Origin of the sequence: Massilia antarctica (assembly GCF_015689335.1) — a bacterium.
GTDB lineage: Bacteria > Pseudomonadota > Gammaproteobacteria > Burkholderiales > Burkholderiaceae_D > Telluria_A > Telluria_A antarctica.
On sequence record NZ_CP065053.1, the window covers coordinates 3555089 to 3579133 of the forward strand.

At 63.9% G+C, this 24045-nt stretch carries 21 protein-coding genes; 13 read left to right on the forward strand and 8 right to left on the reverse strand.

Annotated elements, in window-relative coordinates; all coding sequences use genetic code 11:
* The first annotated feature begins 240 nt into the window (after positions 1-240).
* The 3 genes from IV454_RS16025 (at position 241) to IV454_RS16035 (ending at position 2833) form a co-directional block, all read left to right on the forward strand.
* On the forward strand, positions 241-504 hold the full coding sequence (locus IV454_RS16025; protein ID WP_054266886.1) for a BufA1 family periplasmic bufferin-type metallophore: 264 nt from the start codon (positions 241-243) through the stop codon (positions 502-504).
* Between the two features lie 3 nt (positions 505-507).
* Positions 508-2184 carry an MNIO family bufferin maturase gene (gene bufB / locus IV454_RS16030; protein ID WP_229522275.1) on the forward strand — a complete coding sequence of 559 codons (1677 nt, stop codon included), beginning with the start codon at positions 508-510 and terminating at the stop codon, positions 2182-2184.
* 133 nt (positions 2185-2317) lie between these two features.
* Positions 2318-2833, forward strand: a complete 516-nt coding sequence (locus tag IV454_RS16035; RefSeq protein WP_206092236.1) for a hypothetical protein — start codon at positions 2318-2320, stop codon at positions 2831-2833.
* Between the two features lie 51 nt (positions 2834-2884).
* On the opposite strand, the gene IV454_RS16040 is transcribed toward IV454_RS16035, so the two are convergent.
* The 3 genes from IV454_RS16040 to fumC form a co-directional block, all read right to left on the reverse strand.
* On the reverse strand, positions 2885-3169 hold the full coding sequence (locus IV454_RS16040; protein WP_054268160.1) for a DUF883 family protein: 285 nt from the start codon (positions 3167-3169) through the stop codon (positions 2885-2887).
* Positions 3170-3328: 159 nt separating this feature from the next.
* Positions 3329-3562 carry an RNA-binding S4 domain-containing protein gene (locus IV454_RS16045; RefSeq protein WP_054266888.1) on the reverse strand — a complete coding sequence of 78 codons (234 nt, stop codon included), beginning with the start codon at positions 3560-3562 and terminating at the stop codon, positions 3329-3331.
* 85 nt (positions 3563-3647) lie between these two features.
* Positions 3648-5039: a class II fumarate hydratase gene (gene fumC / locus IV454_RS16050; protein WP_206092237.1), complete on the reverse strand. Its 1392-nt coding sequence runs from the start codon at positions 5037-5039 to the stop codon at positions 3648-3650.
* 117 nt (positions 5040-5156) lie between these two features.
* Here fumC and IV454_RS16055 point away from each other — a divergent pair, with 117 nt between their 5' ends.
* The 3 genes from IV454_RS16055 (at position 5157) to IV454_RS16065 (ending at position 9485) form a co-directional block, all read left to right on the forward strand.
* Complete coding sequence (locus tag IV454_RS16055; protein ID WP_206092238.1) at positions 5157-6197, forward strand: type IV pilus assembly protein FimV; 1041 nt, start codon at positions 5157-5159, stop codon at positions 6195-6197.
* A gap of 359 nt (positions 6198-6556) precedes the next feature.
* Complete coding sequence (locus IV454_RS16060) at positions 6557-7777, forward strand: aspartate aminotransferase type Ic (RefSeq protein WP_206092245.1); 1221 nt, start codon at positions 6557-6559, stop codon at positions 7775-7777.
* Positions 7778-7868: 91 nt separating this feature from the next.
* Positions 7869-9485 carry an IS1182 family transposase gene (locus IV454_RS16065; protein WP_206092247.1) on the forward strand — a complete coding sequence of 539 codons (1617 nt, stop codon included), beginning with the start codon at positions 7869-7871 and terminating at the stop codon, positions 9483-9485.
* A gap of 412 nt (positions 9486-9897) precedes the next feature.
* Here the strand turns inward: IV454_RS16065 and IV454_RS16070 are convergent, their stop codons facing one another.
* From IV454_RS16070 to IV454_RS16080, 3 genes are all read right to left on the reverse strand, one after another.
* Positions 9898-10176 (reverse strand): flagellar protein FliT, encoded by a 279-nt coding sequence (locus tag IV454_RS16070; protein ID WP_054266892.1) that lies wholly within the window; start codon positions 10174-10176, stop codon positions 9898-9900.
* A 114-nt stretch (positions 10177-10290) separates the two neighbouring features.
* The gene (locus IV454_RS16075) at positions 10291-11118 is read right to left on the reverse strand and encodes an HDOD domain-containing protein (protein WP_206092249.1); all 828 of its coding nucleotides are present in this window, start codon (positions 11116-11118) and stop codon (positions 10291-10293) included.
* Positions 11119-11208: 90 nt separating this feature from the next.
* Positions 11209-12114, reverse strand: a complete 906-nt coding sequence (locus IV454_RS16080) for a LysR family transcriptional regulator (protein WP_206092251.1) — start codon at positions 12112-12114, stop codon at positions 11209-11211.
* A 168-nt stretch (positions 12115-12282) separates the two neighbouring features.
* Here IV454_RS16080 and IV454_RS16085 point away from each other — a divergent pair, with 168 nt between their 5' ends.
* The 6 genes from IV454_RS16085 to IV454_RS16110 all read left to right on the forward strand — a co-directional run bounded on the left by IV454_RS16085 (position 12283) and on the right by IV454_RS16110 (position 19239).
* Positions 12283-12921, forward strand: coding sequence for a hydrolase (locus IV454_RS16085; protein WP_206092253.1), 639 nt, complete (start codon positions 12283-12285; stop codon positions 12919-12921).
* A gap of 174 nt (positions 12922-13095) precedes the next feature.
* Positions 13096-15723, forward strand: a complete 2628-nt coding sequence (locus IV454_RS16090) for a M1 family metallopeptidase (RefSeq protein ID WP_206092255.1) — start codon at positions 13096-13098, stop codon at positions 15721-15723.
* Between the two features lie 22 nt (positions 15724-15745).
* Entirely contained in the window at positions 15746-17794 is a 2049-nt protein-coding gene (locus IV454_RS16095; RefSeq protein WP_206092257.1) for a M13 family metallopeptidase, read from the forward strand.
* 13 nt (positions 17795-17807) lie between these two features.
* Positions 17808-18443, forward strand: a complete 636-nt coding sequence (locus IV454_RS16100; protein WP_206092259.1) for a class I SAM-dependent methyltransferase — start codon at positions 17808-17810, stop codon at positions 18441-18443.
* 93 nt (positions 18444-18536) lie between these two features.
* Positions 18537-18719 carry a CsbD family protein gene (locus IV454_RS16105; RefSeq protein ID WP_206092261.1) on the forward strand — a complete coding sequence of 61 codons (183 nt, stop codon included), beginning with the start codon at positions 18537-18539 and terminating at the stop codon, positions 18717-18719.
* Positions 18720-19059: 340 nt separating this feature from the next.
* On the forward strand, positions 19060-19239 hold the full coding sequence (locus tag IV454_RS16110) for a CsbD family protein (protein WP_206092263.1): 180 nt from the start codon (positions 19060-19062) through the stop codon (positions 19237-19239).
* A 70-nt stretch (positions 19240-19309) separates the two neighbouring features.
* Here the strand turns inward: IV454_RS16110 and IV454_RS16115 are convergent, their stop codons facing one another.
* Together IV454_RS16115 and IV454_RS16120 are read right to left on the reverse strand one after the other, a co-directional pair.
* On the reverse strand, positions 19310-21526 hold the full coding sequence (locus IV454_RS16115) for a S9 family peptidase (RefSeq protein ID WP_206092265.1): 2217 nt from the start codon (positions 21524-21526) through the stop codon (positions 19310-19312).
* A gap of 79 nt (positions 21527-21605) precedes the next feature.
* Positions 21606-22994, reverse strand: coding sequence for an MATE family efflux transporter (locus IV454_RS16120; protein ID WP_206092267.1), 1389 nt, complete (start codon positions 22992-22994; stop codon positions 21606-21608).
* A 171-nt stretch (positions 22995-23165) separates the two neighbouring features.
* Between IV454_RS16120 and IV454_RS16125 the strand changes: the two genes are divergently transcribed.
* Entirely contained in the window at positions 23166-24041 is an 876-nt protein-coding gene (locus tag IV454_RS16125) for a beta/gamma crystallin family protein (RefSeq protein ID WP_206092269.1), read from the forward strand.
* The last annotated feature ends 4 nt before the right edge of the window (positions 24042-24045 follow it).

Here is a 24045-nt window from a genome sequence, read left to right on the forward strand (position 1 = left end):
CAGTGGTTCTGCTGCCGCGTGGCCGGTGTAAGCTTGCGCCATCCATGCCACGCCGCGGCGCGCCACCCGGTTGCCTCCTAACAATGGAGGGGCCGGGTTTTTTTTACGTTAAAATTGCCGGCGTCACGGGGAAAGTTGTAAGGAACTGAAAAGCGCGCCAGGTAATCGGGCGGCCGGCTTTACAATCGCCTCCGACCTGGCAGTTCCTGGTTCACTTCACTATTCCCAAGGAGATTCACGATGAACAAACGTCAAGCCCTGATCGCCGCCGCCCTTGCCGGCATGTACACGGTCTCCTCCGGCGCGGCCGCGCACGATCCGGTCGACAAGGCTGAGAAAGAGAAGTGCTACGGCATCGTCAAGGCTGGTCAGAACGATTGCTCCAGCGCCAATGGTTCGCATTCCTGCTCGGGCCAGTCGAAGGTCGACCTTGCGCCGGAAGAGTGGAAATTCGTGGCCAAGGGCACTTGCGAAAAAGCCGGCGGCAAGCTGACCGGCAAATAAGTCGTGACGGGCGGGGCCTTACCGGCCGGTCTGGCATCCGGTCCCGCCTCGCCGGGCGCCGGCGTCGGCTTGCGCGCGCCCCATTACCGTCAGTTTCTCGAGCAGCGGCCCGCGGTCGGCTGGCTTGAGGTTCATACCGAAAACTTCCTCGACCGCGCGGGCTGGGACTGGCATGTGCTGCAGGAGCTGCGCCGCGATTATCCCATCAGCCTGCATGGCGTCGGCCTCGGACTGGGTTCGGCGCGCGGTTTTTCAATGTCCCATCTGGAACGAGTCTGCGCCCTGGTCGAACGGGTCGAGCCCATGCTCGTGTCCGAACACCTGTGCTGGGGCGCCGTCGCCGACCGCCAGCTCAACGACCTGCTGCCGATGCCGCTCAGCCAGGCGGCGCTGGACCTGCTGTGCCAGCGTGTCGAGCAAGTGCAGGATCGCTTGCATCGGCGGATTTTGCTCGAAAATGTCTCCACTTACCTGCGGTTTCACGACGATGCGATGAGCGAGGCCGAGTTCATGGCCGAGCTGGCCAGCCGCACGGGCTGCGCGCTGCTGCTCGATGTGAACAATCTCTATGTCAATCAGTGCAACCATGGCGAGGATGCGCTGGCGGCGATCGCGGCCATCGCGCCCGGCAGCGTGGGTGAAATCCACCTGGCCGGCCATCTGGTGACGCCGCAGGCCGTGATCGACCACCATGGCGCCGTGGTGGCCGAGCCGGTGTGGACGCTGTACCAGGCGGCGCTGGCGCGCTTCGGACGCCTGCCGACCCTGATCGAATGGGATACCGACGTGCCGGCGCTGGACGTGCTGCTGGGCGAGGCGCAGCGTGCCCAGCGCATTGCCAGCGCGTATCCGCTGCTGGACGCCGCCAACCCCTGGCGCGGCCGGCCAGCGCGGCCTTTGGCATCGGATGCGCTGGCCGCGACCCAGCAGCGCTTCGCGCAAGCCCTGTTCGATCCCGCGGGGGAGGGCGCCGCCCTGGCCCAGTGCAAGGGCGAGGCCAACACGCACCGCTTCGGCCTGTACCGCGGCAACCTGACCGTGACCTGGAACAAGACCCTGGCGGCGGCCTGCCCGGTGCTGCGCCAGCTGGTCGGCGAGGAGTTTTTCGGCGGCTTGGCGCGCGCTTACGGCATGGCCCAGCCCTCCCTCGACGCCGACCTGAACCGCTTCGGCGCCGGTTTTACCCGCTTCCTCGACGGTTTTCCCCACATCGCCGACTATCCTTACCTGCCCGACATGGCGCGCCTGGAATGGGCCTTGCACCGCGCCCATTATGCGCCCGACCATGCGCCCGACGCCGAGCCCATCGTCGCCGACGCGCTCGCCGCGCTGACCCCCGAGGCCTTCGAGAACGCGCGCTTCGCGCTTCACCCCGCCTGCAGCCTGATCGGATCAAGTTGGGCAGTGGTACCGCTGTGGCAGGCGCACCAGCCCGGCAGCGGTGTCGACTTTCCTCCGGACATGGATTGCCCGAGCGCCGCCCTGGTGGCGCGTCCGCGCTGGAAGACGGAACTGATCGCGCTCACGCCGGCGCATGCGGGCGCGCTTGCCGCGCTGGCCGGCGGATCTACGATGGGCGAGGCACTCGACGCCGCCTTCGCCCTCGACGAGCAATTCGATATCGGGGCGCATCTGGCGCAGTGGATCGCGCTGCGCATCCTGCTGGCGCTGCCAGACTGAGCGGCGCCAGCGGGCGCCGGACGCTCTCCCGCTGTGCGGAACAGGCGCATTTTTCCCGCGCGCGCGCGCACGCCGGAAGCGTTGCGTTTTACTCAAGCTATAATCATCCTTTATATTGATTTTATCCCTGTCCATGAGCGCTGATCAAGCAATCGACGAATACCTGAGCAATGGCCATACCGTCAGCACCGCGGTGGGAACCGTGCTGCTCTCCCCGGAAGCGCGGCGGGCGATCTACAAGCGCCTGGTCAACGAAGCGGCGGCGCCCTACCACGTCCTGCTGACCCAGATGCTGGCGGAAGAAGTGAAGTTCCGCACCTGGATATCCGAAGAAATCGTGCAGGACGACATGAATTACTACGAAGGCATCTACCAGTGCGCCTTCCTGCTCTACCGGGTCGGCGATGTGCGCGACACCCTGGCCTTATGGGAAGCCAAGTTCATCAACATGGATGTGGGCAGTTCGATGGGCGCCGAGTATTTTGTCGGCGCGGGGCTGGAGCAGACCCTGGCATTCCTGGCAAGCTCGCCGGCACCGCAAGCGGCGCAGATCGCCGATTATCTTCACGGCTGGTTCGACAAGCCGGGCGCCATTACCTGGCAAGAAGCGTGGGAGCAGGAGCGCGCGTCGAATATTGCCGGCGCCTGAAGCGGTGCGGATGGGCGCGGCCAGCGGCGTGGCTTGACGCCGCTGGGTGGGTTATTGAAAGGCGCGCATGATGCGCGCTTCGCCGGACAGATCGGCGTTGTCGATGTTGGCGGCATGCGTTGCTTCGATCATGCGCCCAAGCTGCTCATCTTCGAACCTGGCGAGTTCCTCGGTGGCCGCGTTCAGCGCCAGCGCCAGCTTGGCCCGGGCACTGCGGTATAACACGCTGGTGTACTGGTCCGTGTTTTTCAGCAATTCCTCCGCATTTTCGATCACCAGACGCAGGTCGCCGATGAGCCGATCTTGGGTTTGCTGGTTTTCTTCAGGGTTATCCATGGTGGCCACCTTGAATCGGTTAATCACGTCTTAGAATATAAACAAAGCAAGAGTTTTCGAATTTGTCGCGCCGCAAGAAGCAGCGCGCCGCAGCTTGTCTCTGCTCAGCATATTTCTAATATTGCCCGATTACAAGGAGATTGTTCTGCGCCAGCGCAATCAGGCCCCGTCCGTTCCCTGGCTGCGCACGCTGATGCGCACGTCGCCGATGCCGACCACCTGGCCATCGCGGATCTTGGCGGTCTTGCGCAATTCCTTCTTGCCGTCGACCGATACCACACCAGTGGCGACCAGGTTCTTGCCGGCACCGCCGCTGTCGCACAAGCCCGACAGTTTCAGCAACTGGTTCAGTTCGACGAACTCGCCTGTCAGGTCAAAAGTGACTTTCTGCATTCCTGCTCGTCCTAAAAAATAATGTAAGAACCGCAGTGTGGCGGGATCGGCGCGGCGCGTCAACGTCCCACGCGCCGCGCCGCGATCACAGTCCGGGCCGGGTCATGTCGAGCGGCACTATCCATTCCTGGAACTGTTGTTCCGTGACAAAGCCGAGCGCCAAGGCCGCCTGTTTCAGGGTCGTGCCTTCGTGCTGCGCCTTCTTGGCGATCTGGGCCGCGCGGTCGTAGCCGATGTGCGGCGCCAGCGCCGTCACCAGCATCAGCGAGCGCTCCATCAGCTCGGCGATCCGTTCGCGGTTCGGCTCGATGCCATGGGCGCAATGCTCGTTGAAGGAACGCATGCCGTCGGCCAGCAGGCGCGCGCTTTGCAGGAAGTTATGGGCGATCATCGGTTTGAACACATTCAGTTCGAAGTTGCCCGACGCGCCGCCCATGGTAATGGCGACATCATTGCCGAACACTTGGCAGCACAGCATGGTCAGCGCCTCGCACTGGGTCGGATTGACCTTGCCCGGCATGATCGAGCTGCCCGGCTCGTTTTCGGGGATGCTGATTTCGCCCAGTCCCGAGCGCGGGCCGGACGCCATCCAGCGCACATCGTTGGCGATCTTCATCAGCGCCGTGGCCAGGGTTTTCAGGGCGCCGTGGGTGCCGACCAGCGCATCGTGACCGGCCAGGGCGGCGAACTTGTTGGGCGCGGTTTTAAAACTGATGGCCGTGCGCGAACCGATTTCGGCCGCGATGCGGGCCGCGAAATCCGGATGGGTATTCAAGCCCGTGCCGACCGCCGTGCCGCCGGCGGCCAGTTGCAGCAGGCCGGGCAGGGTGGACTTGATCGCATGTTCCGAGTATTCCAGCTGGGCCACATAGCCCGAGAATTCCTGTCCCAGGGTCAGCGGGGTGGCATCCTGCAGGTGGGTGCGGCCGATCTTGACGATGTCGGCGAAGTCGCGCGCCTTGATTTCCAGGGTGCCGCGCAGGCGCGCCAGGGCCGGCAGCAAGGATTGCACCACGGCCTGGGCCGCCGCCACGTGCATTGCGGTCGGAAAAATATCGTTCGACGACTGGCCCATGTTCACATGGTCGTTCGGGTGCAGCAGGCGGCCTTCGCCGCGCACGCCGCCGGCCAGCTCGGAAGCGCGGTTGGCCAGCACCTCGTTCATGTTCATATTGCTTTGCGTGCCGGAACCGGTCTGCCAGACCACCAGCGGGAATTCATCCGGATGGCGCCCGTCCAGCACCTCGTCGGCGGCCTTGACGATGGCGTCCGCCTTGTCCCCGGGCAGCAGGCCGAGCGAGCGGTTGACGGCGGCGGCGGCGCGCTTGACCTGGGCCAGCGCGGCCACCAGCTCGGGCGCCATGCGTTCGCTCGAAATGGCGAAGTGCTCCAGCGAACGCTGCGTCTGCGCGCCCCACAAGCGCTCTGCCGGGACCGAGATCGGGCCGAAACTGTCTTTTTCGATTCTTGTTTCCATTTAGCTACCTGTTTATTTGGGACTGGGGTTAAAGAGTTTATCTCAGCGTACGTTAATTACGGTAGGGCTACAGATTTCACTGGGTCCGACCTCATTAGCCGAGCAACATTACCATATATGCACCATTCAGGAATCCTCCGGCTGGTCCGGTCCGGCATTACCCCGATCCTCGCCCTGCTGCTGGCCGGCGCGCTGGCCTGCGCCCAGGCGGCCGAACTGGGCGAGATCCAGGTGCGCTCGCATATCGGACAGCCGCTGGTGGCCGACATCGAACTGACCGCGCTGGGCGAGGCCGGCGCCAAGGTGCAGGTACGGCTGGCCGATCCGGATGTGTGGCGCGGCGCCAATGTGCGCATGCATCCGGTGCTGTCGGAGCTGAGCTTGTCGGTGATGCAGCGCGACGGCCGCCAATTCTTGCACATCACCTCGGTCAAGCCGGTCGAGAGCGATTATGTCCACCTGTTTCTGACCTTGGGCGAAGGCGGCAGGCGCGAAGTGCGCGCCGCCACTTTGTGGCTGAGCCCGGACCCGCAGCCGGCGCCGCCGCCGCAGCCGCCGCCGCCGCCGCAGCCGGCGCCGCCCCCGCTGCCAGTTCCAGCGCCCGCGCCCCCACCGGCACGGACCATGCACGCGGAACCGGCTGCCATGGCCCCGCCGGCGCCACGTCCGGTGCGGGTGCTGCAACTGCCGTCAGCGCCGGCCTCCTGTCCCCAGCGCTTCAGCGACGAACAAATCAAGACCTGCGCCGCGCTCGATCAAAAGAATGGCGTATTGACCAGCAAGATTGTTGAACTGGAAGAAAAGGTCAAGCTGCTGCAACTTGCCGTCGAACACAAGGACGCCGCGGCCGGCAGTCACGCCGAAGCGGCCAGCACGCCGCCGCCGGTCCTGTCGCGCGCCGCCCTGGCCAAAAAGAATGCCGCGGCCGCCAGCAAAGGGGACGAGCTGCCCTGGATGCTGATCGGCGGCGTGGCTGGCGCGCTGATCGTGACCGGCCTGGCCGTCTGGTTCCTGCTGCGGCACCGCAAGCGCAAGGCGGCGCTTCCCGTCGCCGCCGCCGCGCCGCAAACCGGCTTGCTGGCCGGGCTGACGGCGCGCTTCAAACGCAAGCCGGCAGTGGCGGCGCCGCTCGCGCATGCCGAGCCCGACGCCGGCTGATTTCCTTGCATTTACCAAAATGTTGTAAAAAAGATCCGTGCGCACACGAAGTCGTCTACACAAGTCGGCGAACTGCGTTATACTGGTTTCCGTGGTCCTGCGGGACTGCACAAACGGGCCCAGGATCTGGCGCAGCCACCAACGATAGCGTGGCGCGGCAAGCAGATAATCGTTGAAGAAACGCCTGTCCCCGGAAGCGGTCCGCCAGCCAACGATGCGCTTGCGGACGCCGGATGCAACCGGCAAGAGGCGACACCAGGAGATACCTGGTGCTCGCTCTCCAGAATTCCTTCCTCTCCCTGTGATGCATTTACCTTCAGGCTATACTCTTCGGCAACCCCACCACCGAAGGCAAGCTCATGACGACGGCAGCACATTCAGCACAAGCGCAATACGACCAGTTCCGCCAGCGCGGACTCCAACTCGACATGTCCCGCGGCAAACCGGCCCCGGACCAACTCGACCTCTCCAACGACTTGCTCGATGCCTTGCCCGGCTTTCGCGCGGCCGACGGCACCGATGCCCGCAATTACGGGCTGGGCGTGGGCTTGCCGGAAGCGCGCGCGCTGTTCGGCGGCTTGCTCGGCGTGCCGGCCGCCCAGGTCGCGGTCGACAGCAGCGCCAGCCTGGCGCTGATGCATGATGTGATCGTGTACGCACTCTTGAACGGCGTGCCGGGCGGCCAGCCCTGGGTCGGCCAGCAGCCGGTGTTCTTATGCCCGGTGCCCGGTTACGACCGTCATTTTTCGATCTGCGAAGCGCGCGGCATCAAGATGATTAACGTGCCGCTCAAGGACGACGGGCCGGACATGGACATCGTCGAGCAACTGGTCGCGAACGACCCGGCCATCAAGGGCATGTGGTGCGTGCCCAAGTACAGCAACCCGTCGGGCACGGTGTATTCGGACGCGGTGGTGCGCCGCCTCGCCGCCATGAAAACGGCCGCCCCGGATTTTCGCCTGATGTGGGACGACGCCTATCGCTTTCACCATCTGACGGACGAGAAGGTGCGCATTGCCGACGTCCTTGCCGAAAGCGCCAGCGCCGGCCATCCGGACCGGGCGATCGTGTTCGCATCGACCTCGAAGGTGAGCTGGGCCGGATCGGGCATCGCCGCGCTGGCAGCGTCGCCGGCCAATATCGCCTGGTGGACGCGCCATGCGGGCATCCGCAGCATCGGCCCGGACAAGATCAACCAGCTGCGCCACGTGCGCCTGCTCAAGGATGCGGCCACGGTGGAAGCGCTGATGATGCGCCACGCGGCGCTGCTCAAGCCCAAGTTCGATGCGGTGCTGGCGCAGTTCGGCGCGCACCTGGGCGACGTGGCGGGGGTGTCGTGGACGGTGCCCAAGGGCGGCTATTTCATCGATCTGGTGACGCCGCCGGGCTTTGCCAGGAAGACCATCGCGCTGGCGAAGGAAGCAGGCATTACGCTCACGCCGGCTGGCGCCGCGTATCCATACGGGGTCGATCCGGAGGATAGCCATATCCGCATCGCGCCGAGTTTTCCGTCGTTGCCGGAGATTACCCAGGCGGCGGAGGGGATTGCATTGGCGCTGAAATTGGCCGTGGCTGCTTGATTAACGCCGCCTCGTCGTTCCCGCGTAGGAGGGTGTATTAAAAGGGTCATATCTATTAAGATGAGGCTCTTTCAAGCCTTCGTTCAAACAGATGAGCACAGCCCACAAAATTGCGCCAGACAGCCCGCAGTTCAGCTTGTTCGACGATTTGCCCGGCAAGGAGGGGCGAATTGTCAGAACGGCGGTCCATAGTGGGCGCCGCTTCGTTACCATCGATCCACGCTCCATATTTATTGGCACGACCCGGCTGGAAGATCACATCAAACAGGCTGGTCAGACGTCGGTGTTCATCGTTGCGGATTTGCTCGACTCGCAGGATTTTCAGGCATTCGAAGCGCGCTATGCGGCCACGGGGCGCGCGCCGTATTCGCCGCGCCTGATGCTGGGCCTGATCTTGTATGGGATTATGCAAGGGATTCATTCGCTGCGCGACCTGCAGCGATTGGCGCGGATGGACCTGGGGTGCATGTGGGTCGCAGGCGGGATCTCTCCTGCTCATGGCATCATCGGTCGATTTATCGTTCTTCACGCGGAGTCGCTGACCAAGGATTTTTTCGAATCGCTCACGGCACAAATCTTGAAAGCAACAGGATCGCGCAGCAACCGTCTGGCCGGCGACGGCACAGTGATCGAGGCCGCCTGCTCTCACTATAACTTGCTCAAGGCCGACGCATTGAAAGAGCGGGCCGATGCGGCGCGCCGTCATCTGGACGCGAATCGAGCCGATGACTGCGCCAAGCACGAGGTACAGTCGCTCACTGAGTGTGAACGTATTTTTGAGCAGCGCGTGCAGGCACGCAAGCGCAGCGGCAGGAAGACCGACACGCTGGCCCTCAGCGCTGTCGAGCCGGAAGCCATAGTGCAGCGCCAGAAGCGCAGCAGAGGCACGGCACCTTCGTACAAGCCGTCGGTGCTGGCCAATGAAAACCGCATTGTCACGGCCATGGCCCTGCACCCGTCGAGCGAGACCAAAGTGATCGGCGCCATGCTCGATCAAAGCGCACGCGTCACGGGTAGCCAGCCGGAAGAACTTCTGCTTGATGCCGGCTATTTCGACGACAGTGTGATCGCGGCAACGTTGGAACGCGACGTGAGTCTGTTTTGCCCGGAAGGGCAGGAACCGGGCGTGAGCAAAAAAAGCAAGGTGTTCCACAAAAGTGAGTTCCTCTACGATGCCGCTGAGGACACCTACCGTTGTCCGGCAGGTCACACTATGTTGCTGCTGAAAGTAAGCGGCGGCACGGAAAAAAAGCGCGCTTTCCGTTCTTACGGAACGAGTGCCTGCGGTAATTGCGCAGTGCGGTCCCAATGCACAAAAGGAGCGAAGCGTAAAATCGAGCGCCATCCAGAGGATGAGCAGCGCGACGCCTTGCGCCAAGTGATGCAACAACGCCAGGTGCGTTCCTTGTTCAGTCAACGCCAGGCGATGGTGGAACCTGTCTTCAGTCATCTTCGCGGCCGTCAGAACCTGAACCGCTTTCGCCGACGTGGACTGCGGGCCGTTAAACGCGAGTTCGCCTTGCATGTCATCGCCTACAACCTGGCGCGTGCGGTAGCCCTTCTGAAGCGCATTTCGCCTCTTTTTGCGGCCCTGTTCGGGCCACTAAACGCCGCTATTAGGCTCTTGTGTCGGCATATGTCGCAATTGCATGCCGCCATCCCGGCCATATCAACCTACCGCCTCATTTCCTTGGGAATGAGGTTTTAGTATTAATACAGCCTCGTAGGCGGGAACCCAAGTTTGTGCCGATGCCACTAGCGGATCAAGGAACTTGGGTTCCCGCCTCTCCAGGAACTAGTCTTTGCCGCTAATTTGAGCAGCTTTGCGACTCCAAACCTCGAAACCGTCGCTCCCGCGCAGGCGGAAACGCATGCGTTTCCCCCATAGCACCGTCGATATACGAATGTGCTATGGATTCCCGCCTGCGCGGGAATGACGGAGCTTAGGTTAGCGCCATTTGGAAGCGCCCTCGCACTTTGCACAGTTCCAAGAGATTTGAGGAGTTTCATAGAAACTGGGACCTGCGCGGGAACGACGGGGGGGGGCGGGATCGACGGAGTCAGGGGCCTGCCAATAAAAAAAGCGCCCTCGGGCGCTTTCATTCACATCCGTTACCGCTTCAATGCGTCGCGCACATCACATCCGACAACTGCCACGGCTCGGTAATCTCGCGCACGGCGCGGTCGTTGGCCATGATCTGCTTGAGCAGATCGATCTTGCGCATGCGCGGAGCGCCATCGAGTGCCGGTACGCCGGTCTTGGTGGCCGCCGCCTGCTGCGCGCACTGCGTTTCCAGATGCGCCAGGCCATGCCAGTCGCCGGCTTTTGCCGCTACCGCCATCTTGCCAGTCAGACCAGCAATATTTTCGTACATCGAAAGAACTTCGTTGGAGGTCATGCGCTCACCTGGCCAAAAAATTGATAAAGATTACCGCGTGTCCTTCCATAACGTCGCGATGGCGCGGAACTTTAGGCTTTTTTTCAAAAAATCCGAAAAATCTTTTTAGCTTGCTTAATTGATAAGCTCTTCCAGCCCGCCGCTCAGCTCGCCCAGCGCCGGAATCCCGGCAAACAATTCATCCGGCGCCACCCCCAGGCCGGTGGCCAGGGCCGGCGTGAAACAGGCGGCCAGTTCCGCATCGTTCGGCTGGCGTTCCTCGTAGCGCGCGCGCAGCACGGCCAGGTGAATCACCGCCGCCATCCGGTAGGAAGGCGACTGCGGGGTCGGGTCGGCGAAGTGGCGCAAGGTCTGGTGAAACAGGTCGGGAAACTTCCAGCGTGCCGCCAGTTCCGCCCCGACTTCGCCGAAATCGTAGCCGAACAGCGCCTTTTCGGCGGCGATGCGGCCATGTTCGTAGGGCCCGACCGTCTGGTCGAGCTCGCGTGCCTGCTGGGCCACACCAGCATGCATGACCAATTGCCCGATCCCGTGCATCATCCCGATGGTGAACGCCAGGTCGGTATTGGCGCCGATCTGCTTGGCGATCCACTTGGCCGCCACCGCCGTGTGCAGGCTGTAGCGCCAGAAGCGCTTCAGGTCGAGGCCGGGCACGGTCTTGAAGCTGCCCACCAGGCCGGAACTGATCACCAGGGTGCGCACCGTCACGAAACCGAGCATGCGCACCGCGTCGCCCACATTGCCGATCCGGCGCGAGACATGATAGTAGGCCGAATTGGCCAGGCGCAGCAGCTTGGCGCTCAGCACCGGGTCGAGCGAGAGCTTGCGCGCGATCTCTTCGACCGCCACGTCGGGGTCGTCGAAGCTGCTGATCAGTTCCGCCACCACCTTGGGCGCGGAGGGCAGGGCGTTCGGATTTTGCAACAGGGCTTCAAGGGTCATCGTGTCTCCTGGTCGATGCGGGGCAGGGGGGACTATATAGCGATTCCTGCGGGCACGCTACCACCGCGCCGACGCCAGGGTAGGTCCGCCTCAGGCTTCGTCGAGCCGTTCGAAGCTGGTGGCCAGAAAGTCGATCAAGGTGCGCACGGCGGGGCGCAGCCAGCGCCGCGACGAATACACGGCGTGAATGATCCCGCCTTTGGGAATCCAGTCCGGCATCAGCATGACCAGGGAACCCTGCCTGAGCTCTTCCGTGATCATCATCAGCGGCAGCTGCACCACCCCGACTCCCGCCACCGCCGCGGCGCGCAGCGCGATCATGTCGTCGGTGACCAGGCGCGGCGTGTGCCGGATACTCGCCACGGCGCCGTCCGGGCCATCCAGGTGCCAGCTGTGCTGCGCCACGGGAGCGCCCCAGTCCAGGGTCGGTACGCCGCTCAAATCCGCGGGCGCCTGCAGGGCCGGATGCCTTGCCACGAAATCCGGGCTGGCCGCGACGCACCAGCGCCGCGTGCTCAGCACCTTCATCACCAGATCGCTGTCCTGTAGCGGCGGCACGCGCACCCGGATTGCGACATCCGTGCCCTCGGCCACCACATCGACCCGCCGGTTGCTCGCTTCCAGGTGCAGGGTGACCATGGGATGCTCGACCATGAACCGGGCCAGCATCGGCCCCACCCGCGCATGCAACAGCGCGATGGGGCAAGCGACGCGCACCACGCCGCTCGGCTCGGCCCTGGTACGGTCCACCGCCTCCTGGGCGGCCTGGGCTTCGACCAGCATCGCCTTGCAATGGAAAAAATAACTCTTCCCGATTTCCGTGACGGAGAACTGGCGTGTCGAGCGCTGCAACAGGCGCACGCCAAGATGCTCTTCGAGGATGCAAATCCTCCTGCTCAGCTTGGATTTCGGCACGCCGATCGCCCGGCTGGCCGGCGCGAACCCTTCGTGTTCGACCACCTGCACAAAATAGAAAAGATCGTTCAGGTCTTGCACGTCGGTGTCCAGTGTTCCATTGGTAGGACACTGAGTATAGATTCCACCGTCTGGCGGCGCAACCGCGTAAAGACTACGATGCGGGTCCGCCTTCGGGCCAGGTCCGCCGGCCAACGTGCCGCGGCCCGACGGCGCCTCCATTTTTATGTGCCATTCAAAGGAATTATCATGACCAGTGAAACCATCAGGGACCCCCGCCAGGACCATCTGCTGACCCCGCAAAATTCGGCCTTGATCGTGATCGACTACCAGCCGGTGCAGGTCAATTCGATCGCATCGATGGACCGCCAGCTCCTGATCAACAATATCGTCGGCGTATCCAAGGCGGCGATCGCCTACGGCTTGCCGATCGTGCACTCGACGGTCAACGTCAAGACCGGCTTGAACAAGCCGCCAATTCCCCAGTTGCGCAAGGTGCTCGAAGGTATTCCAACCTACGACCGCACCACGATCAATTCCTGGGAGGACGTGCAATTCCAGGCCGCCGTGAAAGCCACCGGCCGCAAGAAACTGATCATGACGGCGCTCTGGACCGAGGCTTGCCTGACGTTCCCGGCGCTGGACGCTTTGCGCGACGGCTATGAAGTCTATGTCGTGGTCGATGCCGTCGGCGGCACTTCCAGCGCGGCCCACGAAGCGGCATTGCGCCGGATCGAGCAGGCGGGCGGGAAAATGATCAGCGTGGTGCAGATGTTCTGCGAGTTGCAGCGCGACTGGGCGCGCCATGACACCGTTCCGGCCTTCATCGACCTGTTTGTGGAAACCGGCGGCACGGCAGGCATTCAATTCTCGTACGACAAGGCTTGACACCGGACCCGGACAGCGCGCGGCCCGGGGCGGCGGCGCAATGTCCGGATTTCGGCACTCTGGCGGCCTATTGTGCAGTTGGTCGCATTTGGTGTACTTTTCGCCCTGCGCTCGATTAGAGTGCAGGCTGGGAAGTCGCGCCGTTCCTGGCGCCGCCATGAAGAGAGAGAAAACATGACATTATTGAAAGCCAGAGGTCTGAGCGCCGCCATCGCGCTGGCCTGCACCGCGGTTGCCGCCCACGCCGAAGCCCCGTACGCCTTCGCCGCCACGCCAGGCAAGCTGCCCAAGGAGATCGTGCCGGTGCAATACGCCGCCCACCTGATCCCCGACCTGGCCGCCAATACCTTCCTCGGTTCCGAAACGGTGGAAATCGAGGTGCTCAAAGCCACCTCCCGCATCATGCTCAATGCCGTCGACCTCGAGATCGACGCGGCCAGCCTGTCGGGCAAGAACATCGGCTCCCTGAAACTGACGCCAAAGATCGATAAGGAACAGGAAACGCTCAGCTTCGCGCTGGCGCAGCCCCTGGAGCCGGGCCGCTACAACCTGGCCCTCAAGTTCCACGGCACCATCAACCGCGAAGCGCGCGGCATGTTCCACATGAAGTACAAGGCCGGCAGCGCCTCGCGCACCATGATCGCCACCAACATGGAGCCGACCGACACGCGCCGCATGCTGCCGACCTGGGACGAACCGGCCTTCCGCGCCGCCTTCAAGCTCACCGTCGACCTGCCGGCCAGCTTCAAGGCTTACTCCAACACCCCGCTCGAACGCCAGGAAAAGCTCGACGGCGGCCTGCAGCGCTTCCACTTCGGCGTCACCCCCAAGATGTCGAGCTACCTGGTGGTGCTGGTCGCGGGCGAACTGGAACGGGTCAGCGCCAGGCAGGATGGTGTCGACATCGGCATCGTCACCACCGAAGGCAAGCAGGAATCGGCCGCCTACGCGCTGGCCGCCACCAAGGACCTGCTGCGCTACTACAACACGTACTTCGGCCAGCCCTACCCGCTGCCCAAGCTGGACCAGATTGCCATCCCCGGCGGCTTTAACGGCGCCATGGAAAACTGGGGCGGCATCGTCTACAACGAATCGACCCTGCTGGTCGACCCGAAAAAGAGCCCCGACAACGTGCGCCAGGGCTCGTTCGGCGTCAATGCCCACGAAGTGGCGCACCAATGGTTCGGCAACCTGGTGACCATGGCCTGGTGGGACAACCTGTGGCTCAACGAAGGCTTCGCCTCCTGGATGGCGACCAAGGCCACCGATCATTTCCATCCCGAGTGGCGCGTCCAGCTGGGCGCCCTGGCCGACCGCGAAAGCGTCATGAACCTGGACGCGCGCAAGACCACGCACCCGATCCAGACCCCGGTGCTGACCGAAGCGCAGGCCGCCGACGCCTTCGATTCCATCACCTACGCCAAGGGCCAGGCCTTCCTGCGCATGCTGGAGGCTTACCTGGGCGAAGAGCCCTTCCGCAAGGGCATCCGCGCCTACATGGCCAAGCACCAGTATGGCAACACCACCACCGCCGACCTCTGGGCCGCGCTCGAAAAAGCGTCCGGCAAACCGGTCGAAAAGCTCGCCTCCGACTGGACCACCCAGCCCGGCTTCCCGCTGCTCAAGGTCGAACAAGGCTGCGAGAACGGCAAGCGCAAGGTAACTCTGTCGCAGGAACAGTTCCGCCTCGACGAACCGGCCCCTGAAAAACGCCTGTGGAACGTACCGGTGCAAGTGGGCACCGTGGGCGGCAAGGCCAGTTACGCCTTGCTCTCGGGCGCCAGCACCACCTTGACGCAAGCCTCGTGCGACGGCGCGCTGGTGATCGACCCGGCCAGCGTGGGCTACTTCCGCGTCCAGTACGACAAGGCCGGTTTCGACGCGCTGGCAGGGCAGGCCGCCAAGCTGCCCGACACCACCCGCCTCAAACTGCTGGGCGACACCTGGAGCCTGGTGCAGGCCGACCGCCTGCAGCTCGACAGCTACGTCAAACTGGTCTCGGCCTACGCCGACGAACCGCGCCTGGCGGTATGGCACGCCATGCTCGAGAACCTGAACACGCTCGACACCCTGGCTGAAGGCGAACCGGAACGCGCGCTGGTGCGGCGCTACATCACCGGGCTGGCCGGACCCAAATTCGCGCGCCTCGGCTGGGATGACAAGCAGGGCGAATCGACCGAAGAGCGCCAGTTGCGCGCCTTGCTGGCCGGCGCGCTGGCCAAGATCGGCGACCCGGCCGTGATCGCCGAAGGGCGCGCCCGCTTCGCGCGCTTCCTGCTTGAGCCGGCCAAGGTGCCGCCATCGATGATCGACTTCGTCATGCGCGTGGCCGGCCGCTACGGCGACGCCGCCACCTACGACGCCCTGGCCAGCCGCGTGGCGCAAGCCCAGACCGACGAAGAACGCAACCGCTACGCGCGCTCCATGGCCCTGGCGCGCGACCCGGTGCTGGCCCAGCGCACCTTGAAGATGGCGCTCTCGCCCGACTTGCCGGCGCAGCTGACCTCCACCCTGGTACCGGCGGTGGCGCACGGCGAACACATCGAACTGGCATGGGCCTTCGCCACCGCCAACCGCCAGGCCTTGATGAAGGACCAGGAATCGGTTGGCCAGAACCACTTTTTCCCGAGCGTGGTATCGTCCTCCTCCAATCCGGCCCACGCGGACATGATGGAAGCCTACGTGAAGCAGAACTTCGGCCCCGATGCCCAGGTCGAAGCACAAAGAGTCGCCAATGGCATCCGCACCCGCGCCGCCCAGAAAACCCGTTTGCTGCCGCAAGTGCGCGCGGCGCTCAAATAAACACAGCATCAAGGAACGAGACATGAAAACAAACTGGACCCCGATCAAGACCGCCCTCAGCCTCGCCTTGTGCGGCGCCTCGCTGGCCTTTGCTCCTGCCCATGGCGCCGGCCAGGATGGCACCCCGGCCGCCAAGGCGATCGCCGCCCCGGTGCTGCCGGGCGACGACTTTTTTGCCTACGCCAACGGCGACTGGCTCGCCAAAACCGAGATCCCGGCCGACCGCAGCAGCTGGGGCGCCTTTGCCGGCATGGCCGAAAGCAGCAACGCGCGCATCGCCAAGCTGATCGAAGAAGTCTCGGCCAACAAGAAAGCCACCGGCGAGTCGCGCCAGGTCGCCGACTTCTACAACACCTTCATGGACGAAGCGGCCATCGAAGCGAAAGGCACGGCCCCGCTCAAACCGCTGCTGGCGAAGATCGACACCATCAAGGACAAGGCGCAGCTGGTGCGCGCGCTGGGCGCGTCGCTGCGGGCCGACGTCGACCCGCTCAACAACACCAACTTCTTCACCGAGAACTTGTTCGGCCTGTGGATCGCCCAGGGCTTGAACGACCCGGCCCACAACACGCCTTACCTGCTGCAGGGTGGCCTGGGCATGCCCGACCGCGCCTACTACCTGACCGACAGCCCGCGCATGGCCGAGCTGCGCACCAAATACAAGCAGCACATCGGCGCCATGCTCAAGCTGGCCGGCTACCCTGATGCCGATGCGCGCGCCGCCAAGGTGTTCGACCTCGAAATGAAGATCGCCCAGTCGCACGCCAGCCGCGAAGATTCGGCCGACGTCCTCAAGGCCAACAACACCTGGACCCTCAAGGACTTCGCCGCCAACGCGCCCGGCATGGATTGGGCCGCGTTCTTCAAGAGCGCCGGCCTGTCGGGTGCGCGCAACTTCATCGTCTGGCATCCGGGCGCCGTGAAAGGCGCGGCCGCGCTGGTCGACAGCACCGACATCGCCACCTGGAAGGACTTCCTCGCCTTCCACAAGGTGAACCACTTCGCCCCGACCTTGCCGAAAGCCTTTGTCGACCAGCGTTTCGAATTTTCCGGCAAGGCCCTGAGCGGCACGCCGCAGCAGTCGCCGCGCTGGAAGCGCGCGCTGGCCGCCACCAACGACGCGCTCGACGAAGCGGTCGGCCACCTGTATGTGGAACGCCACTTCCCGGCCGAGAACAAGGCGCGCGTGCAGAAAATGGTCGGCAACATCATCGCCGCCTTCAGCAAACGCATCGACCAGCTGGACTGGATGGCCCCCGCCACCCGCGCCCAGGCGCAGGAAAAGCTCAAGACCATGTACGTCGGCGTGGCCTATCCGGACCGCTGGCGCTCGTACGCGGGCCTGAAGGTGGTGCCGGGCGACGCGCTCGGCAACGCCGTGCGCGCCGAACAGTTCCACTACGCGCAGCAGGTCGCGCTGCTCAAGCAAAAGGTCGACCGCAGCGCCTGGGCGATGCCGCCGCAACTGGTCAACGCGGTCAACCTGCCGCTGCAAAACGCCATGAACTTCCCGGCCGCGATCTTGCAGCCGCCATTCTTCGATCCCAAGGCGTCCGATGGAGAAAACTACGGCGCCATCGGCTCGATCATCGGCCACGAAATCAGCCACAGCTTCGACGACCAGGGCGCCCAGTTCGACGCCCAGGGACGCCTGCGCGACTGGTGGACCAAGGAAGACATGGCCCACTTCAAAGGCGCCGCCGACAAGCTGGTGGCGCAGTTCAGCGCCTACAAGCCATTCCCCGACCTGGCGGTCAACGGCCAGCTGACCTTGAGCGAAAACCTGGCCGACCTGGCCGGCGTGGCGGCAGCGTACGACGCGTACAAAGCCTCGCTGGGCCAGGCCGCGCCGGCCGACGCCGACAAGCAGTTCTTCCTCGGCTACGCGCATGCCTGGCAGACCAAGGTACGCGAAGCGGCCGCGCGCCAGCGCGTGCTGACCGACGGCCACGCACCGGCCGAATACCGTACCGCCATCGTGCGCAATTTCGAGCCGTGGTACAAGGCGTTCGACGTCAAGCCCGGCCAGGCCCTGTACCTGGCGCCGGCCGAAAGGGTGAAGGTATGGTAGGACGGCGCACGCCATGAGCGACGACATCGACGCCATCACGCGGCGCACCCTGGCGCACTACGACAGCACCGCGGAGCAGTTCTTCCGCGGTACGGTGGACCACGACGTCAGCCAGAACATCGCGGCGCTGCTGGAGGCCATCGAAGCCGAGGCGCCGTACACCTTGCTCGACCTGGGCTGCGGCCCGGGGCGCGACCTCAAGACCTTCAGCGCCCTTGGCCACCGCGCCATTGGCCTGGACGGGTCGGGCGAGTTCGCGGCCATGGCGCGCGCCTACAGCGGCTGCGAAGTGTGGCAGCAGGACTTCGTGCACCTCGACCTGCCGGCCGGCCTGTTCGACGGCATCTATGCCAACGCAGTGCTGTTCCACGTGCCCAGCCGCGCCTTGCCCGGGGTGCTCGACAAACTGTACGCGGCATTGAAACCGGGCGGGGTGCTGTTCAGCTCCAATCCGCGCGGCGACAACCAGGAAGGCTGGAACGGGCCGCGCTACGGCAGCTACTACGACCTCGCTACATGGCAGGACTACATGACCGCAGCCAACTTTTCCCCGCTACACCATTACTATCGTCCAGAAGGCTTGCCGCGCGAACAGCAGCCCTGGCTGGCGAGCGTCTGGCGCAAGCCGGAGGGTGAGCGCTTAGGTTAGTTAGCGAACGGAACGGTTTAACGGATCGTCCTATTCTGAGTCCCTCGCACATTGGTGCGCCCGCAGTTTCACTCACCCTATGAGGTACCGAAAATGAACGAGGACCAAGTAAAAGGTAAAGCGAAAGATATCGGCGGCAAGATCCAGGAAGAAGTCGGCAAAGTTGTCGGCAGCAGCGAGCAGCAGGCCAAGGGCTTGTCGAAGCAGGTCGAAGGCAAAGTCCAGGAAAAACTCGGCGACGCCAAGGAAGTGCTCAAAGACCAAGGAAACCGCTGATCCGGCCCAGAAATGCCCCACAACCGGGGTCTGACCTCTGATTAGAAATCTTTCTAATCAGAGGTCAGACCCCGGTTCCGTTTACCGGCTCGGTTCGATTTTTCTATGCACGCAGGAAAAAATTAGCCCTCATCGCGACATCCAGCTCGCACAAAAATTTCCCAACCGGGGTCAGACCTCCGAAGCGAAATGTTTTTGTTGCTAATCAGAGGTCAGACCCCGGTAGGGAAATATTTAATTTTTTGCTATGTGCGGAAGCGAACCGATCAATTTTGAACTCAGCATTAAGATGGCTTCACTGCATCGCCAACCTGGCCATGAGCACTAAAGGAGCCTTACCATGAACAAAGATCAAGTCAACGGCAAACTGCAAGACATCGGCGGCAAAATTCAGGAAGAAGCTGGCAAACTGGTCGGTAGCAGCGAACAGCAAGCCAAGGGCCTGGAAAACCAGCTCGAAGGCAAAACCCAGGAAAAAATCGGCGACCTCAAAGAAGCCATCAAGGATGCGACCAACTAATTGGTCCGCTCCATAAGAAAACAGCCGCGTTGATCGCGGCTGTTTTTTTTCGTCGATCGCTTTGTGCCGCTTACTTCGGTGCGTCGGCCAGGTTCTTCTTGAAGAACGCTTCGATGGTGCCGTACACGTGGCGCTGCCCCGGACGCGATGAGATTCCGTGCTTGGCACCCGGGTAGGTCATCAGGTCGAAATGCACGTTGCGGTTGACCAGTCCATCGATCAGGCGCGTGGTGTTGGTGAACAGGACGTTATCGTCGGCCATGCCGTGCACCAGCAGCAGCGGCGACTTGAGTCCGTCCAGGTGCGCGAACACCCCGCTGCTCTTGTACGCATCCGCCTGCGCCTTCGGCGTGCCGCCCACGTAACGCTCGGTGTAGTGGGTGTCGTACAGCGCCCAGTCGGTCACCGGTGCAACCGCTACGCCCATCGCGATTTTATCCGACGCCGCGGCCAGCAAACGCAGGCTCATATAGCCGCCGTAACTCCAGCCGAATACGCCGATCCGTTTGGCGTCCACGAAACCCTGCTTGCCCAGCCAGTCGATGCCGCTCAACTGGTCTTCGACTTCGTGCTTGCCCAGGCCATGGTAGATCGCATCGGTAAAGGTGCGCTCGCGCCGCCAGGAGCCGCGGTTATCGAGCCGGAACACCAGGAAGCCCTGCTGCGCCATGTACTGGTCGAAGTAATTGCCCCACTTGCGCGAGACGTGCTGTGAGTGCGGCCCGCCGTAGGTCGACAGGAACACCGGATATTTTTTCGCGGCGTTGAAATCCGACGGCTTGATCATCGAGTAGTACAAGGTCTGGCCGTCGTTGGCCTTGATGGTGCCGTATTCGGTCGCGAGGTGGTCGGCTTTGTATCTGGCGTATGGGTGCTCCGCATTCAGTTCGTTCTTTTCCAGCCAGCCGACCATCGAGCCGTCCGGACGGCGGATCGATATTTGCGGCGGGGTCGCCGGGTCGGAGAAGGTGTCGACGAACACTTCGCCGTTGCGCGAGAACGCCGCTTCGTGCCAGCCGTCGCCCTTGGTGATGCGCACCGGCTTGCCGGCGCCGCTGCCGTCGAGCGCCAGTGCGTAGGTCTGTTTGTCGATGACGGCGTCGCGGTTGGATGACACGTATACGCGGCCGGCCTTTTCATCGACCGCCAGCACATTGTCGATGCCCCATTCGCCGCTCGATACCGGATGCAGCAGCTTGCCATCGAGGTCGTACAGGTACAGGTGATTGCGCCCGCTGCGCTCGGACGCCCACAGGAAGGCATTGCGCTTCGAGAGGAAGCGCAGGTCGTCATGGATGCTGACCCAGGTCTTGGAGGTTTCGGTGAGCAGGGTGCGCTGCGCCAGGGTGGCGGCATCGACCGAAATCAGGTCGAGGCGCTTCTGGTCGCGCGACTGCAATTGGTACACCAGCTGTTTGCTGTTTGCGCTCCAGTCGGCGCGCACCAGGTAGATGTCGCGGTTCGGACCCAGGTCGACCTTGCGCTGCGCGCCGCTGACGGGCGAGACGATCATCAGGTCGACCAGCACGTTTGTATCGCCCGCTGCCGGGTAGCGTTGCTCGACGACGTCGGTGCGGTCGGCGAAAATCTCGAAGCGGCGCACCACCGGTACCGGTGACTCGTCGAAGCGCTTGTAGGCGATGGCCGAATCGTCGGGCGCCCAGTAATAGCCGGTGCGCTGGCCCATTTCTTCCTGCGCCACGAATTCAGCTTCGCCGTTGAAGACGGTCCCCGCGCCGTCGGTGGTGAGCTGTTTTTCGGCGCCCGAAACCAGGTCGATTACATACAGGTTCTGCTTGCGGACAAAAGAGACGTAACGGCCCTTGGGTGAAATCTTGGGATCGGCCACATTGCCCGTGGCGACCTTGCGCGCCGCTTGCGGCTTGGCCGCGTCGACCAGATACAGGTCGCCGCCGATCGGCACCAGCAGCTGTTTGCCGTCCGGCGACCAGCTGTAATTGAGGATGCCGGTCAGGCTGGCGGTGCGCGCGCGCTCGCGCCTGGCCTGTTCTTCGGGCGAGATGGCCTCGTTCGGAACCAGCAGTTTGGAGTCGACCAGGCGCTTCGAGGTCTTGTCCTTCATGTTGAATTCCCAGAGATCGAGCTGGAACTGGTTGTCCTGGCGGCCGCGCAGGTAGGTGATTCGTTCGCCATCGGGCGACACGCGCAGGTTGCGCACGCTGGGCCCCGCCAGCGCCGGGTCGGCGTGGATGCGGTCCAGTGTCAGGCGTTCGGCGGATGCGGGAACACAGGACAATGCGGCTAGAAAGCAGAGAAGAAATCGCATGGATGTCTCGGGTGATGTGGAGAACTCAGGAAGATACCAGAGTTCCGCACCCGTGGGCAGCCCTCGCCGGCGCCTCCGCTCAGGCTTGTGCGCGCGTGCGCGACAGGTGGTGTAAAGACCGCGTCAGCAGCAGCGCGGCCACGGTCAGGCCCAGTACGAGGCCGATCCAGAATCCGGCGGCGGCCATCGGCACCGCCGGCGACCAGGCGAACCATGCCGGCGCCAGGCCCAGTACGTACCCGACCGGCATGGCGAAGCCCCAGAAGGCAAGCAGCTGGATCTGCATCGGCTGGCGCGTGACCTTGTAGCCGCGAATCGCGCTCGAGGTGGCGACCTGGGTGGCGTCCGACAGCTGGAACAGCGCCGCGAACAGCAGCAGGTGCGCGCACAGTGCCTGCACCGCCGGATCGGATGTGTAGGCGCGTGCGATCTCCCAGCGGAACACGGCGATCAGCGCGGCCGACAGCAGCGCAAACGCCAGCGACATGCCCACGCCGACCCAGGCCACGAAACGCGCGCGCACCGGATCGCCTTCGCCCAGCGCCTGGCCGACCCGCGTAATGAGGCCGATGCCGAAACTGAGCGGCACCATGAACACCAGCGACGAGAAATTGAGGGCGATCTGGCTGGCCGAGACCTGCACCACGCCGAAGCGCGCGATCATCAGGCTGACCGCACCGAAGGCGCTCACTTCGGCCAGGTAGGTCACGCCGATCGGCAGGCCAAGACGCAGCATGCTGCCGATCTCCGGCCAGTTGGGCCACTCCCAGTGGGTGAACGGGTAGGTCTGGCGGTAGGCCGGGGCGATGCGGATCCAGGCCAGCATGGCGCCGAGCATGAGCCACAGGCAGATCCCGGTGGCCACCGCGCAGCCGACTCCACCCAGCTTGGGCATGCCCCAGTTCCCGAACACCAGCAGCCAGTTGACGAACACGTTGAACAGCAGTCCGAGGACGGCAATCACCATCACGGGTTTGGTCTGGTTGATGCTGGTGGTGTAGCCGTACAGCGCGCGGTAGCAGGCAAAGGCCGGCATGCCGATGCTGATCGCATGCACGAACATGGCGGCGTTGGCGGCAACGTCGGGCGTGAGGCCGAGATGGTCGAACACGAGGGTCGACAGGTTGGCCACCAGGCAGGCCACCAGGCCCACGCCAGCGCCTTTCCACAGCGCCTGGCGCATCACGTGCGGAATGCGGCCGTACTGCGCGGCCCCGGTTTCGTGCGCGACCACGGTGTTAATCGCCATCATGGTGCCCATCACGGTCACCAGGATGATCGACCAGACCGACGCGCCGAGCGACACGGCGGCCAGTTCGCTGGCGCTGACGTGGCCCGTCATCGCCACGTCGGCCACGCCCATGCCCACATTGGCCAGCTGCCCGACCAGCATGGGCCAGGACAGGCGCCACAGGGCGGCGATTTCGGTGCGGACGGGCGTATCGGACGGGGCGAGGATGGCGGACATGGTGGACGTGGTAGGAACAAACGTCGATTTTACCGGCTAACGGCGGCGCGGGTGGCGCGGGCCACTTTTGTCGGTATCGCGTAAAGACTTGTTACACATCTCACAGCTTGGGCACTGGCGCCACGGGCGCGCTATGGTCACAATCGGTCATCGCACATCAAGGAAGGTCCCATGCTGAAATTTCCCTTCAAGGCCGCGCTGCTGCTCGCCGCCGCCGTGTTCTCCCATGCCGCCAGCGCCGGTGAGCTGACCCTGTTCTCGCGCGATGGTTTCGACGGCCGCGAAATGACCGTGCGCACCACCACGCCCAACCTGGCCGAGAGTGGCTTCAACGACCGCGCGTCGAGCATGATCGTGCGCTCCGGGCGCTGGGAGGTGTGCGAACATGCCGGCTTCGAGGGCCGCTGCGTGGTGTTCGAGCAGGGCGAGTACCCGACCCTGGAGCGCTTCGACGACACCATTTCGTCGGTCCGCGAGATCATGCCGGAGCGCGGGCATGGCGGCTGGCGCCATCACGGTGGTCCGCGCGGAATGATCGCGCTGTTCACCGGGCGTGGCCTGGACGGTGACGCCAGGCGCCTGCGGCGCGACGCCGACGATTTCACCGGGATCGATTTCAACGACAGCGCGCAGAGCGCCCAGGTCATGGAAGGCAACTGGCAGTTGTGCAGCGACGCCGGTTACCGCGGCACCTGCCGCATCTTCGCGCCGGGCCGTTACGAGGATCTGGGACGCGGCTTGCGCGGCCGGGTATCGTCGGCGCGCCTGGTCGATGCGGATGATGGCGGCGGCCAGCGCGATGGCGATGTGGAGCTGTTTTCCTCCGGCGGCTTTGGCGGCGAGCGCCTGGTGTTGGGCGACGACACGCGTGACCTGACCGACGTCGGTTTCAACGACCGCGCCGACTCCCTCATCGTGCATCGGGGCGAGTGGGAGTTCTGCAAGCACGCCGATTTCGGCGGGCGCTGCGTGACGTTTGGCCCCGGCCGTTACGACCGTCTCGGACCAATGGGCAACCTGATTTCATCGGTGCGCCGGATCCGATAGCGAA